The organism is Mucilaginibacter sp. GW821-FHT07H05 (assembly GCF_059418485.1).
In genome coordinates this window covers 173,623-186,984 of the sequence record NZ_JBWKPY010000009.1, presented here as the reverse complement: position 1 = coordinate 186,984, position 13,362 = coordinate 173,623, and the positions used below count along the sequence as shown (strand labels likewise).

Here is a 13,362-nt window from a genome sequence, read left to right as displayed (position 1 = left end):
TTTATTTCCCATTCACACCTTAAAATTTAACAAATTTTAACACTTTAGCGCCTTAATGCTATTGGCAAAAAATTGATGGGGTGATTAAGTTTGCCTACCGAAAAATTTAAAAAGATTTAATGGAAGATTTTAACAGCAATACAGGGCAACAACAGCCCGCAGCGGTAACCGGCAGCACGTCGTATTCAACTGATATCAGGGCGCTGAACGAGATGATAGAGCGCGAGAGTGCCTTTATTGAACTGCTGCGTATGGAGATGGATAAAGTGATCGTCGGTCAGAAATATATGGTTGACCGCTTGCTGATCGGTTTATTAGCCGATGGCCACATTTTGCTGGAAGGTGTACCCGGACTGGCAAAAACACTGGCTATCAACACGCTATCAAAATGTATCCAGGCCGATTTTAGCCGTATCCAGTTCACCCCCGACTTGTTGCCTGCCGATTTGCTGGGCACCATGATCTATAATCAAAAGAAAGAAGAATTTGTGGTGCGTAAAGGCCCGCTGTTCAGCAACTTCATATTGGCCGATGAGATTAACCGTGCACCTGCCAAAGTGCAAGCCGCGCTGCTGGAAGCCATGCAGGAACGCCAGATTACCATTGGCGATAATACCTTCCCACTGCCTACGCCATTTTTGGTGCTGGCTACCCAAAACCCTATTGAACAGGAAGGCACCTACACCCTGCCCGAAGCACAGGTGGACAGGTTTATGCTGAAAGTGGTAATAGGTTATCCTAACAAAGAAGACGAGAAACGCATTATCCGCTCTAATATATCGCCTACAGGCATGCCAAAACCCGCCGCTATTATTAAGCCCGAGGATATCCTGAAGGCCCGCAAAGTGGTGCGCGAGGTTTACATGGACGAAAAAATAGAGCAATACATTGTTGATATCGTTTTTGCTACCCGTTACCCCGAGCAATATAAACTGGCCGATTACAAAAACCTGATCACTTACGGTGCATCGCCGCGTGCCAGTATCAATTTGGCGCTGGCTGCCAAGGCTTACGCCTTTATTAAACGCCGTGGTTATGTAATTCCGGAAGATGTGAGGGCCATTTGTCACGATGTATTACGCCACCGTATTGGCCTAAGCTACGAAGCCGAAGCTGAGAACATGACCAGCGAGGACGTGATCACCGGGATATTAAACGCGGTAGAAGTACCGTAAAGCCCCACCCAACCTCCCCTGAAGGGGAGGAGCAGAACTATAGTAACAAAGGAGTATATTTAAATAGGAAGTCTCCCCTTTAGGGGAGATTTAGAGGGGCTTAAATGGCTAAGGATACCAAGGACCTGCTGAAAAAAGTAAGGAAGATCGAGATAAAGACACGCGGGTTGAGCAATCATTTGTTCAGCGGCGAGTACCACTCGGCCTTTAAGGGGCGTGGTATGGCCTTTAGCGAGGTGCGCGAATACCAGATTGGCGACGAGATCCGCACCATCGACTGGAACGTGACCGCCCGCTTTAACCATCCTTACGTAAAGGTGTTTGAAGAGGAACGCGAGCTCACGTTTATGCTGTTGATGGATGTAAGCGGATCGGGAAACTTTGGTACCATTAACCAGCATAAGCTTGACCTGGCTACCGAGCTTTGCGCTGTACTGGCATTTTCGGCCATACAGAATAATGATAAGGTGGGTGTGATCTTCTTTAGCGATAAGATTGAAAAGTTTATCCCGCCAAAAAAGGGCCGCAGCCATATCCTGATGATCATCCGCGAACTGATTGCCTTTACCCCCGAGAATAAGGGTACAGATGTGGGCCAGGCGCTTAAATTTTTCACAGGCGCTATTAAAAAGAAATGCACGGCCTTTGTCATCTCCGATTTTATGAGTCCGGCGTTTGAAAATGAACTGAAGATAGCCAACAAAAAGCACGATATTATTGCCCTGAGACTGTTTGATATCCACGACGAAGAGTTTCCCGACCTGGGCCTGATCCCCTTGAAGGACGAAGAAACCGGTCAGCTGACATGGGTAAACACCGGCGATAAACAGGTGCGCAATGCTTATAAAGCCGATGCTTTGAGGCGCAACGCCAATTTGAAGGATGTGTTTAGTCGCTCGGGCGTGGATACTACCTCTATCGGTACACACGAGTCGTACGTAAAACCATTAATGACCTTATTTAAAAAACGGGAAGGCAGAAGATAAAGATGAAGCAACAGTATTTTAAATTCCTGATTTTAGGTTTGATCATCAGTTGCCTGGCTTATAAGGCAAGCGCGCAAAATATACAAGTAGTTGCCAGTGTAGAGCAGGGCACCATTAAAATTGGCGAGCAAACCAAATTGAATTTTAATATTCACCAGCCGGCCGGCGCTAAGGTAAATTTCCCGCAGATCACCGATACCATCGTATCAAAAGTACAGGTAGTATCGGCAGGCAAAATTGATACTGTTTTTGATAAAACCGACCGTCAAAACATTACCGTTCACCGGGCTTATACCATTACCAGTTTTGACGCGGGCACTTATACCATCCCGGCATTTGATTTTGGATCAACCGCGGGTGTTTTAAAAAGCAATGAGGCCCACCTGGTTGTCCAAACCGTAAAAGTAGATACTACCAAGGCCATTTTTGATATTAAACAACCCTTAGCGGTATCGTACACGTTTTGGGATTGGCTGCGCGATCATTGGGTATGGGTGGTGATACCGCTGGCCGTTATTCTGATTGTATTTGGTATCATCTGGTATCTGAAAACCCGCCCTAAAAAAGAAGTGGTGATTGCGGAAGTTAAGCCTGATGTGCCATTCCATACCCAAATCCTTAACCGGCTGCAGGAACTGCGCGGCAAAAAACTATACCAGCAGGATGTTAAAGCTTACCATAGCGAGCTGACCGACATTATCCGCGATTACCTGGAGAAACGCTACGTGATTAAAACCCACGAAAAAACCAGCGACGAGATCTTTGCCAGTCTGAAATTTATAGATATGGACCAGGAAAGCCGCAACCTGCTGAGGCAGATACTACTACTGGCTGATTTGGTCAAATTTGCTAAAGAGAAACCTATGCCAAGCGAGAACGAACTGAGCATGGATAACGCCATTGCCTTTGTAAGCAAAACACGCTTGGTTTATACTCAACCCACACCAACAGAAGGAGGCGGCAATGATGCGCATATTTAAGGGAATTGAATTTGCACATCCCGGTTTCTTTTGGCTGTTGTTGCTGATCCCCATTACGGTAGCTTACTACATCTGGCGCGAGCGCAAGCTGCAAGGCAATATGAGCGTATCTGCCATTAAGGGTTTTGCCCTGCCGGCTAAAACCTTGCTGCCGATGTTCAGGCATAGCAGTTTGGTGTTGCGGTCGCTGGGATTAATTGCCCTGATCTTCGCCTTAGCCCGCCCGCAATCATCTTTAAGCTGGCAAAACAGCACTACCGAGGGCATCGATATCATTATCGCGTCGGATATATCGGGCAGTATGCTGGCCGAGGATTTTAAACCTAACCGTTTAGAGGCCGGTAAAAACATCGCTATCGATTTTATTAAAAACCGACCGGACGACCGTATTGGCCTGGTGATCTTCAGCGGGGAAAGCTTTACGCAGTGCCCTTTAACTATCGATCATGATGTGCTGATCAACCTATATGCCGATATCCATAACGGGATGATTGACGATGGTACCGCCATTGGTATGGGTTTAGCAACCGCGGTAAACCGTTTAAAGGAAAGCACCGCCAAAAGCAAGGTGGTTATCCTGTTGACTGACGGATCAAACAATATGGGTTCTATACCACCACTAACCGCTGCCGAAATTGCCAAAACTTTTGGTGTACGCGTTTATACGGTGGGTATCGGTACACATGGCTTTGCCCCTTACCCTTTCCAAACCCCGATGGGCATACAGTACCAAAATGTGCCGGTTGATATTGATGAGGGCACACTGAACAAAATTGCTACTACCACCGGCGGTAAATACTTCCGCGCTACTAATAACGCCACGCTGAAAAGCATTTACGAGAAAATTGACAAGCTGGAGAAAGCCAAGATAGACGTTACCCAATACCATAAAAAAACCGAGCTGTATCTCCCGTTCGCGCTGATTGCTCTGGGCTTTTTACTGCTGGAATTTATACTAAAAAACACCCTGTTTAGAGGGGCTTTAACATAACAGATGCTACGTTTTGCACATATAGATATTTTGTGGGGATTGGTTGCTATACCGGTGTTCATCTTCATGTTCCTGGAAATTACCAGGTGGAAACGGAAGGCCATCAAAAAACTGGGCGACCGCGAAGTGGTGAAGCAGATGATGCCCGACGTATCCTTTTCGCGCCCATGGATAAAATTTATCCTGTTCGCGGTGGCCTATTCGCTGTGTATCATTGGCGCCGCCGATCCGCAGATTGGATCGAAGGTAGAAGAGGTGAAACGCAAAGGTGCCGACCTGATGATCCTGCTGGATGTATCTAACAGTATGCTGGCACAGGACCTTGCCCCAAGCCGCCTGGAAAATGCCAAGCGCGCCATAGCCCAACTGATAGATAACCTGCACGATGACCGCATCGGCCTCATCGTATTTGCCGGGCAGGCCTATGTGCAGCTGCCCGTCACTACCGATTACTCGGCCGCTAAACTGTTTTTAAGTACCATCAACACCAATATGGTGCCTACACAGGGAACGGCCATCGGTGCTGCAATTGACCTGGGGATGAAATCCTTCGATTTTAAAAACGGCACAGGCAAGGCCATGATCATTATTACCGATGGCGAGAACCACGAGGATGATGCCGTAGCCGCTGCCAAAAACGCCACTGATAAAGATGTATCGGTACATGTGATTGGGGTAGGTTCGGTACAGGGCGCGCCTATACCTTATTATCAGGATGGCAAACAAATGGGCTTCCACAAAGATGAAGACGGCAAAACGGATGTATTAAGCAAGCTGAACGAGGATATGTGTAAAGAGATTGCCGCCGCCGGTAATGGCGCTTACGTTAGGGCTACTAATGCTAACAGCGGTTTTAGTTTGGTAATGGACCAGATAGCCAAAATTCAACGTAAAACGGTAGACAGTAAAAGCTTTAAAGAATATGAAGACCGTTTTCAGTTTTTCCTGGGCTTTGCCTTATTACTGTTGGTAGCAGAGTTTTTTATATCAAACCGCAAAAGTCAGCGTTTAAGCAATTTGAAACTATTTGAAGTTAAAAACAAATGAAAAGGCTAATTATCATCATACTGTTTTTACTGCAAGGCAGCTGGCTTTACGCGCAGCAGGAGAAAAGCTATATTAAAAAGGGTAACGAACTGTATCAGCAGAAGAAATATACCGAAGCCGAGCAAAGCTACCGTAAATCCTTAGAGAAAAAAGCCCAGAATTTAGAGGGCAGCTTTAACGTGGGCGATGCCATGTATAAGCAAAAAAAGTTCCCTGAGGCGGGCGAGCAGTTTAACCAGTTGGCTACATCAACCAAAAATAAAAAGGTAGCGGCCGCGGCCTATCATAACCTGGGCAATACCCTGATGGAAGGCAAAAAACTGGAGGAAAGTATCGAAGCTTATAAAAAAGCGCTGATCAATAACCCCAAGGACGAGGAAACCCGCTATAACCTGGCCTATGCGCAGGAGAAACTGAAAAAGCAGCAACAGGATAAAAACAAGGACAAGAATAAAGACAAGGATAAGAAGGATAAAGACAAGAAAGATAAAGACAAAAAAGACCAGGACAAGAAGGATCAGGATAAAAAGGATAAAGACAAGCAGGACAAAGACAAACAGGATAAGGACAAGCAGGATCAGCAGAAAGACCAACAGCAACAGCAAAAACCACAGGTATCAAAAGAAGATGCCCAGCGCATGCTGGACGCCCTGAACAATAATGAAAAGGCAACCCAGGATAAGCTGAAGAATAAAAAACTAAAAGGAGCTAAAGTAAAAATAGCTAAGGATTGGTAGTTGGTAGTGATTAGTTAATTGGTGATTAGAGATTAGTCATATATATCGGCAAATAAAGAGTGAATAAGAGTTTCTACATATTATTGGTTTTACTATTGTGGACAAGCCTGTTGTTTGCGCAGGGTGTCAGCTTTACTGCGGCAGTAAGTAAAACAGAGGTAGCCGTTGGGGAGCAGTTCCAGGTTGAGTTTTCATTGAATACCACCGGCGACCGTTTCCTGCCTCCTGCTTTTGGGGGTTTCCAGGTATTATCGGGGCCAAACGTATCTACCAGTATGACATCCTTCAATGGCAACACCGTTACCAGCAATGCTTATAGCTATGTTTTGGCTGCCGAGCGCGAGGGCGATTTTATTATCGGTCCGGCCAGTATTTATGTAAACGGACGCATCTCCGCTACCCGGCCAATCCGCATACACGTGGTTAAAGGGCAGCCCCGGCAACAAAGCAGGCAGGGCGGCATACAGCAAAGGCAGGTGCAGGGCAACCAGGTTGAGCAGGTATCTGCCGCCGATATTGGCAAATCATTATTTATAAGGGCCGTTGTAGATAAAAGCCGCGTTTATCAGGGCGAGCAACTGAATGTAAGCTATCGCTTATATACCCGCGTGGGGATACTGGAGAACCAGTTGGACAAGCTTCCCGAACTAAATGGCTTTTGGAATCAGGACGTAAACGATCAAAAACAAGCCAATGCACAATGGCGCACCGAAGTGTTTGATGGCACAAAGTACAACGTAGCCGATATTAAACAAACCATATTATTCCCGGAGCGATCGGGCGATTTGACCATCGACCCATTGTCTATGACTTTTATCGTACGTCAGCAAATGCCCGCCCGCGATGTAATGGAGCAGTTTTTCGGCGCGTTTAAGGATGTAAAGGTGAAGCTGAAAAGCCAACCGGTTATCATCCACGTTAAACCCCTGCCAGAGGCGGGTAAACCAATAGATTTTAGCGGCGCCGTGGGTTCGTTCGCTATGGATGCCAGCATAGATAAAAAAGCGCTGAAGGCTAACCAATCATTCAACTATAAAGTTAAGATCACCGGGGCGGGCAACATTATGCTGTTTAAACCGCTTACTACTAACTTCCCGCTTGATTTTGAAAAATACGATCCCAAAGTAACGGATACCATTAATAAAGCAACAGGCCGTGTTACCGGCAGCCGCCTGTACGATTACCTCATTATTCCCCGTCATGAGGGTGATTACACTATCGATCCTGTCAAATTCACTTATTTTAACCCGGCTACCGGGCGTTATATAACCCTGGCTGCTAAACCATTCAAGGTGGCAGTAGCTAAAGGCGATAAAGAAGCCAGCGTCAGCACACTTTCATCAGCCGATAAGCAGGATATTAAGATATTGGATAAGGACATCCGCTATATTAAAAACACGCAAAAAGCTTTAAACAAAATTGGCAACGAGTTTTTTGGCTCGGTGTTGTATAACCTGCTGCTGCTGTTAGGCCCTGTATTGTTTATTGCCGCCTTGTTCTACCGCAAATGGCATGAACGGCATAACAGCGATATTGTTAAGGTACGCAGCCGCAAGGCCAGTAAAATTGCCGCTAAACACTTAGCCCATGCCAAAAAAGAATTATCTACCAAAAATGCCAAAGGTTATTACGAAGCGCTGTTTAAAGGAATTTACGGTTATTTAAGCTATAAGCTGAACATTCCTTACGCTAACCTGGATAAGGAAACTATAACGGAAGCGTTAAGGAAAAAATCGGTCAGCGAAACACTGATCACACAGTTGCAGGATACCCTGGATTTTTGCGATATGGCCCGTTTTGCGCCGGTATCGGGTATATCCGAACAGGAAGTGTTTGATAAGGCCAAAAACATGATCAATGATATTGAAGATGAAATATAAGCATATTACATACCTGTTGATATTTTTGATATCGCCCCTGCTGTCTTTCGCAAGCAAAGATTTAGCAGCCGACGCGCAGTATGCCAAAGGGCAGTATAAAGAGGCCCGTGCAAGCTATCAAAAGTTGCTGGACAAGGGTTATCAATCGGCCGCCTTATATTTCAACATGGGCAACGCCTGCTTTAAAACCGACGATATCCCATCGGCCATACTGTATTACGAAAAAGCCCGCCGACTGGAACCCGGCGATGAGGATATTAACTTCAATATCCGCTTTGCCAACCTGAAAACCACCGACAAAATAGAAGAAGCGCCCGAGTTTTTCATTACCAAATGGTGGCATGGCTTTATCCTGATGTTTTCGTTAAGTACACTTTCGGTACTCAGCATCGTATTTATATTATTGAGCAGTGCGGTATTGATCGCGTACCTGTTTACGCAGTCGGTAATTTTTAAAAAGGTCTCGTTTTATAGCGCTATTGTGCTGTTCGTTTTTGGACTGGTTTTCATATTTATGGGTAACCGGCAAACTGCCTATTTCGACAGCCACCGTCAGGCTATTATTTTCACCAGTACCGTAACGGTTAAAAGCGCCCCGGCCAATAATGCCAAAACATTGTTTGTTATCCACGAAGGCACTAAGGTTGATGTACTGGAAACTAACAGCAACCGCATTAAAATTAAACTGGCCAATGGCAGCGAAGGCTGGATTGGCGTTGGTGATGTGAAGGAGATATAATTTACCCCTCCCAACCCTCCCCAAAGGAGAGGGCTTTAGAACTATATTTTTGAAGTCTCCCCTTCGGGGAGATTTAGAGGGGTTCGCTACTTATCCCCCAAAACCGACAAGATATTCCCTGCCGGATCGGTAAACCAGGCTATGGTTGGGCCGCCATTGCCACGGGCAATGCCTTTGGCATCGGTTTTTAGCTGGTCGTAATCATAGTGTTCAAACTTTACGCCTTTCGCGGTCAGTTCATCCACTGCTTTTTCCACATCATCTACCGGGAAATTGAGGATAGTATAGGTAGCCGGCGTATGGTTAGGCTTAGGATAGATCATGATGTTGTTCTCGCTGCCCTTAATATGTAATGCCAGCAGCTTAACGCCCATATCCTGGCTGCTTACTTCCAACCCTAATGTATCGCGGTAAAATTTCTCGGCTTTTTCAATATCGTCCACGGAAAAACCGCTGAAAGCTTTGGTGTCCTTAAACATAATTTATTGGTTTTAATGTACATACAAAACTACCGGAAAAGGATTTGGTTTTACGGGTGCGGATACAGCATTTTTTGGGTGATTTGCGACATACTTCTGGATTTGTCATTGCGAGGTACGAAGCAATCGCACACATGAAGAGCAATATTACAGAACAAGTCGGTTGTTGCATGGACACAAACAACGGAAGAAACCCCTCCCTGCCACAACACAAGCTATCGCACCCCTTGCTCCGCCGCTAAAGCTATGGCGCATGCGACCCAGGGGAGGGAACTTGTTTGATCGGCCTATTGTCCCAATATAAACACCGTCATACTCCTTGACCCATGCGCGCCGATGACCAGCGATTGCTCGATATCCGCTGTTTTTGAGGGGCCGGATATGAAAGTGCCAAAACCCTGACGGGTATCACCGATACGGGTATAAGCCTGATGCATGGTTGGGACGATATCTGATTTAATCACCACCGCCAGGTGCTGGGCTATAAAAGGCAACGCGCGGTGGCCCATTTGTTCTTCGGTAATCCATACGGCGCCATTTTCGGCTACGCCGAAGTGGGCATTAAGCACCGCCAGTTCCACATTCTCTAAATGGTGGGCAGCCGGACTTGGTTTAAATATTTCGGCAGTAATACCGGCTAACTCCGGCACTAAAGTAATTACGCGGTGTTCGGGCAGGTAATCTTTTTTCAGGATGGCGGCTATTTCATCGTACCCGGCAACCTGGTAAACTTTGCCGCCAATGGTGGTTAGTACACTAACAAATTTTTCTACCGCGTTAACCGGCTCACCTGTTAACATGGATATATCGGGCAAAGCCACCAAATCTGGCTGGTTCTGCTTAACTGCGGCTAAAACACGCTCACGAGCCCCCCCCGCCCCCTGAAGGGGGAGCTGGTTTGGTTGAGCTTTTATATCTTTTTCCATATTTATATCTTCTGTTCCCCCTTCAGGGGGTTAGGGGGTTATCGGTTCTTCTTATACCATTCCCCAAACGATTCTTTTGGTGGTTCGGGCATATCACGTTGTTTATACCAGGGGTTTAGTCCGTTATTTACCGCAAACGGTGCATACTTTAATACCCAGCGGCCCATTTTACCGGCGGCATGGTAAACCGTTGGCGAATTGAGCGTCCAGGTCATTACCTGCATACCTACCTTTTTAACAGTTGGGGCGTAGCCTTCTTTCACCAGCACCTGCCGCCATTTATATAGTTGGTCGTGGATATCTATCTTCACCGGGCATACGTTACTGCATGATCCGCATAGTGTTGAGGCAAACGGCAGGTCGGCATACTTCTTCATGTCCAGGTTTGGCGCCAGTATCGACCCTATCGGCCCGGCAACAGCGGTATGATAGCTGTGCCCTCCGCTGCGTCGATAAACCGGGCAGGTGTTCATACAGGCCCCGCAACGGATGCATTTCAGCGAGTTACGGAAATCCTCGCGACCTAATTGTACGGTTCGGCCGTTATCTACCAAAACCAAATGCATTTGCTGGCCCTCGCGGGGTTTGCTAAAATGGCTGGAATAGGTAGTGATGGGCTGCCCCGTAGCGCTGCGGGTCAGTAGGCGGAGGAAGATCCCCAAATGTTTACGCTCGGGAATCAGTTTCTCAATCCCCATACAGGCAATATGCACATTGGCCAGGTGCGCCCCCATATCGGCATTACCTTCGTTGGTGCACACTACAAATTCGCCGGTTTCAGCAATGGCAAAATTTACACCGGTAAGTGCAACCTTGCGGGTTAAAAAGGTATCGCGTAAATGGATCCGTGCGGCTTCCGTCAGCATTTGCGGATCAGCTAAGCCGGCCGGTGTACCTAAATACGTATGGAACAGGTCGCCTATTTCTTCTTTCTTTTTGTGGATACAGGGTAGTACAATGTGACTAGGCGGTTCCTTGGCTAATTGTACAATCCGCTCGCCCAGGTCAGAGTCGATCACCTCTACCCCATGCTCGGCCAGGTATTCGTTTAGCCCGCACTCCTCGGTCAGCATCGATTTACTTTTTACCATCTGCGTAACGCCCTGCTCTTTGATCAGGCCGTGCACAATGCGGTTGTGCTCGGCTGCATCGGCCGCCCAGTGAACGGTAATGCCGTTAGCTTTGGCGTTAGCTTCAAACTGAACGAGATAATTACTCAGGTCGGATAAAACATTATGTTTGATCTGAGAAGCTGCCTCGCGCAGGTCCTCCCACTCCGGCAGCTGATGCACCGATTTATCCCGCTTAGCGCGGATCCACCAAAGGGTTTCATCGTGCCAGTCTACCCGGTCTTCGTCTTTATTAAATATGTCCGCCAGTTCGGCGTGGTCTTTTCCTTGGTCTGTCATTGGTCATTTGTCATTAGTCATTGGTATTTGCAACCGCCGATCAATCTTACTAATCTCTAATCTCCAACCTCTAATCACTAACTCCATTCAATATCTCGGCAATATGCATCACCTTCACTTTACTGCCCTGCCTTTTCAGGATACCTTCCATATGCATCAGGCAACTCATATCTACGCCGGTAATGTATTCGGCGCCGTGCTCCAGGTGGTCATCTACCCTATCCTTACCCATCTTTACCGATACGGCTTCTTCGGCTACGCAAAAGGTACCGCCAAAGCCGCAGCATTCGTCAATCCTATTTAACGGGATCACTTCAATACCTTCCACCATATTCAATAGGCTGCCGGGCTTAGAATAACTTGGTGCAACCAGTTCGCTCATGCTGCTGATATGCAATCCGCGCTGACCGTGACAGCTCTGGTGCATCCCCACCTTATGCGGAAATTTTGCCGGCAGGCTTGTCACTTTCAATACATCGGTTAAAAAGCTGGTCAGTTCGTACACTTTGCCGCGGATCTCTTTAGCCTTATCTTCCTGGTGCTCATCGTGCAAATGATCGCGCACGTGCAGTACGCAGCTGCCCGATGGTGCCACGATATAATCAAAATCGGCAAAGTTTTTAATGAACAGCTCGTTACAGCCGTGGGTCAGATGTTCAAAGCCCGAATTGGCCATCGGCTGCCCGCAGCAGGTTTGGTTGGCCGGATATACTACATCCACACCCAGCTTTTCCAGCAGTTGCAAAGTAGCAATAGCCGCACCGGGGTAAAACTGGTCGACATAACAAGGGATAAATAGCCCAACACGCATAGTTATAGTTTAATAAACGCCTAAATTAGGTGTATCTAATGGTTAAATGATAATCTATCCTTGCAAATTTATATCATGATGTTGGCTTAACTATCCTGTACTGTTGCCTGCGGCAAAGTCATTAGTCATTAGTCATTAGTCATTAGTCATTAGTCATTAGTCATTAGTTGAAACTTGATTAGACTTACGAAGTTTTAAAAACTTCGTAAGTCTTGGAAATAGTTATTGATGTAGATCAAGCATTTTCATTCATGCACCATGTACATTTGTATATCAATTAAATAAAGGAGCAATCAAATGAAAAAATCAATTGAACATATATACAGCCGCCCTGCCCGCCCCGGTATGGTTGGCGATGGATTTAGGGTGTTTAACTATTTCCCCGGCGGCGGTATCAGTCAGCAAAGGGTAAGCCCGTTTTTGATGATGGATTTTAACGCCGAGTATGATTTCGGCGCGTCGGACCATATCCGTGGTGTAGATGTGCACCCGCATAAAGGTTTTGAAACGGTGACCATTGCCTATAAAGGCAGTGTGGCCCATCACGATAGTACCGGCAACAGCGGCGTGATCAACCCCGGCGATGTGCAGTGGATGACCGCCGGCGCGGGTGTATTACACAAAGAATATCACGAAGAGAATTTCAGCAAGCGCGGCGGACCGTTCGAAATGGTGCAGCTTTGGGTAAACCTGCCTGCTAAAGATAAATTAACCCCGCCCAATTACCAGGCCATTACCGCCGACCAAATGGGTAAGGTAACCTTGCCCGATAATGCAGGATTAGTGAACGTAATAGCCGGAGCGTTTAACGATAATAAAGGCCCTGCCACCACCTTTACCCCGGTAAATATGTTTGATATCCACCTGAACGCAGGCGGCGAATTATCCACTAAGGTAGCAGCCAGCCATAACACGGTTATTTTGGTGGTTGAAGGCAGTATTGAAGTGAACGGCGAAACAGCCGGCTTGCACAGCCTGGTATTATTTAAAAACGATGGCGACGAGATCAGCATCCGGGCAACCGAAAACAGCGTGTTGCTGTTGCTAAGCGGGGAACCTATTAACGAGCCGATTGCCCAGTACGGCCCCTTTGTAATGAACACCAACCGCGAGTTGCAGGAGGCGTTTGAAGAGTTTCAATCGGGCAAGTTTGGTACGTTGGATTAAGTTAAAATTTAACCACAAAGGTCACGGAGGTTTTC

13 protein-coding genes are annotated in these 13,362 nt (G+C 46.8%); 9 read left to right on the top strand and 4 right to left on the bottom strand.

The window, feature by feature from the left end; all coding sequences use genetic code 11:
* The first annotated feature begins 119 nt into the window (after window positions 1-119).
* The 8 genes from AC07M6_RS22755 (at window position 120) to AC07M6_RS22720 (ending at window position 8,535) form a co-directional block, all read left to right on the top strand.
* Window positions 120-1,175 (top strand): AAA family ATPase, encoded by a 1,056-nt coding sequence (locus AC07M6_RS22755; RefSeq protein WP_494893480.1) that lies wholly within the window; start codon window positions 120-122, stop codon window positions 1,173-1,175.
* A 104-nt stretch (window positions 1,176-1,279) separates the two neighbouring features.
* Window positions 1,280-2,161, top strand: a complete 882-nt coding sequence (locus AC07M6_RS22750) for a DUF58 domain-containing protein (protein WP_494893479.1) — start codon at window positions 1,280-1,282, stop codon at window positions 2,159-2,161.
* Between the two features lie 2 nt (window positions 2,162-2,163).
* Window positions 2,164-3,141, top strand: coding sequence for a hypothetical protein (locus AC07M6_RS22745; RefSeq protein ID WP_494893478.1), 978 nt, complete (start codon window positions 2,164-2,166; stop codon window positions 3,139-3,141).
* Entirely contained in the window at window positions 3,125-4,132 is a 1,008-nt protein-coding gene (locus AC07M6_RS22740; protein WP_494893476.1) for a vWA domain-containing protein, read from the top strand. The genes AC07M6_RS22745 and AC07M6_RS22740 overlap by 17 nt, the downstream gene beginning before the upstream one ends.
* A gap of 3 nt (window positions 4,133-4,135) precedes the next feature.
* Window positions 4,136-5,179, top strand: coding sequence for a vWA domain-containing protein (locus AC07M6_RS22735; RefSeq protein ID WP_494893474.1), 1,044 nt, complete (start codon window positions 4,136-4,138; stop codon window positions 5,177-5,179).
* On the top strand, window positions 5,176-5,916 hold the full coding sequence (locus tag AC07M6_RS22730; RefSeq protein WP_494893472.1) for a tetratricopeptide repeat protein: 741 nt from the start codon (window positions 5,176-5,178) through the stop codon (window positions 5,914-5,916). The genes AC07M6_RS22735 and AC07M6_RS22730 overlap by 4 nt, the downstream gene beginning before the upstream one ends.
* A 59-nt stretch (window positions 5,917-5,975) precedes the next feature.
* Window positions 5,976-7,796: a BatD family protein gene (locus AC07M6_RS22725; protein WP_494893470.1), complete on the top strand. Its 1,821-nt coding sequence runs from the start codon at window positions 5,976-5,978 to the stop codon at window positions 7,794-7,796.
* Window positions 7,786-8,535: a tetratricopeptide repeat protein gene (locus AC07M6_RS22720; protein ID WP_494893468.1), complete on the top strand. Its 750-nt coding sequence runs from the start codon at window positions 7,786-7,788 to the stop codon at window positions 8,533-8,535. Before AC07M6_RS22725 ends, AC07M6_RS22720 begins: the two co-directional genes overlap by 11 nt.
* Before the next feature lie 86 nt (window positions 8,536-8,621).
* Here AC07M6_RS22720 and AC07M6_RS22715 read toward each other — a convergent pair whose 3' ends face one another.
* The 4 genes from AC07M6_RS22715 to AC07M6_RS22700 all read right to left on the bottom strand — a co-directional run bounded on the left by AC07M6_RS22715 (window position 8,622) and on the right by AC07M6_RS22700 (window position 12,160).
* Window positions 8,622-9,014, bottom strand: coding sequence for a VOC family protein (locus tag AC07M6_RS22715; RefSeq protein ID WP_494893466.1), 393 nt, complete (start codon window positions 9,012-9,014; stop codon window positions 8,622-8,624).
* Window positions 9,015-9,301: 287 nt separating this feature from the next.
* Window positions 9,302-9,940 (bottom strand): LutC/YkgG family protein, encoded by a 639-nt coding sequence (locus AC07M6_RS22710; protein WP_494893464.1) that lies wholly within the window; start codon window positions 9,938-9,940, stop codon window positions 9,302-9,304.
* Between the two features lie 38 nt (window positions 9,941-9,978).
* A complete protein-coding gene (locus AC07M6_RS22705; protein ID WP_494893462.1) occupies window positions 9,979-11,349 on the bottom strand; it encodes a lactate utilization protein B in 1,371 nt (456 codons plus the stop codon).
* A 70-nt stretch (window positions 11,350-11,419) separates the two neighbouring features.
* Window positions 11,420-12,160, bottom strand: a complete 741-nt coding sequence (locus tag AC07M6_RS22700; RefSeq protein ID WP_494893460.1) for a (Fe-S)-binding protein — start codon at window positions 12,158-12,160, stop codon at window positions 11,420-11,422.
* 297 nt (window positions 12,161-12,457) lie between these two features.
* Between AC07M6_RS22700 and AC07M6_RS22695 the strand changes: the two genes are divergently transcribed.
* Complete coding sequence (locus AC07M6_RS22695) at window positions 12,458-13,327, top strand: pirin family protein (protein WP_494893458.1); 870 nt, start codon at window positions 12,458-12,460, stop codon at window positions 13,325-13,327.
* The last annotated feature ends 35 nt before the right edge of the window (window positions 13,328-13,362 follow it).

Bases quoted from the DNA above. Each gene is read 5' to 3' on its own strand.
- AC07M6_RS22700 (WP_494893460.1), bottom strand. From the start codon at position 12,160: ATGCGTGTTGGGCTATTTATCCCTTGTTATGTCGACCAGTTTTACCCC.
- AC07M6_RS22740 (WP_494893476.1), top strand. From the start codon at position 3,125: ATGATGCGCATATTTAAGGGAATTGAATTTGCACATCCCGGTTTCTTT.
- AC07M6_RS22695 (WP_494893458.1), top strand. From the start codon at position 12,458: ATGAAAAAATCAATTGAACATATATACAGCCGCCCTGCCCGCCCCGGT.
- AC07M6_RS22750 (WP_494893479.1), top strand. From the start codon at position 1,280: ATGGCTAAGGATACCAAGGACCTGCTGAAAAAAGTAAGGAAGATCGAG.
- AC07M6_RS22730 (WP_494893472.1), top strand. From the start codon at position 5,176: ATGAAAAGGCTAATTATCATCATACTGTTTTTACTGCAAGGCAGCTGG.
- AC07M6_RS22720 (WP_494893468.1), top strand. From the start codon at position 7,786: ATGAAATATAAGCATATTACATACCTGTTGATATTTTTGATATCGCCC.
- AC07M6_RS22710 (WP_494893464.1), bottom strand. From the start codon at position 9,940: ATGGAAAAAGATATAAAAGCTCAACCAAACCAGCTCCCCCTTCAGGGG.
- AC07M6_RS22705 (WP_494893462.1), bottom strand. From the start codon at position 11,349: ATGACAGACCAAGGAAAAGACCACGCCGAACTGGCGGACATATTTAAT.
- AC07M6_RS22715 (WP_494893466.1), bottom strand. From the start codon at position 9,014: ATGTTTAAGGACACCAAAGCTTTCAGCGGTTTTTCCGTGGACGATATT.
- AC07M6_RS22745 (WP_494893478.1), top strand. From the start codon at position 2,164: ATGAAGCAACAGTATTTTAAATTCCTGATTTTAGGTTTGATCATCAGT.
- AC07M6_RS22735 (WP_494893474.1), top strand. From the start codon at position 4,136: ATGCTACGTTTTGCACATATAGATATTTTGTGGGGATTGGTTGCTATA.
- AC07M6_RS22755 (WP_494893480.1), top strand. From the start codon at position 120: ATGGAAGATTTTAACAGCAATACAGGGCAACAACAGCCCGCAGCGGTA.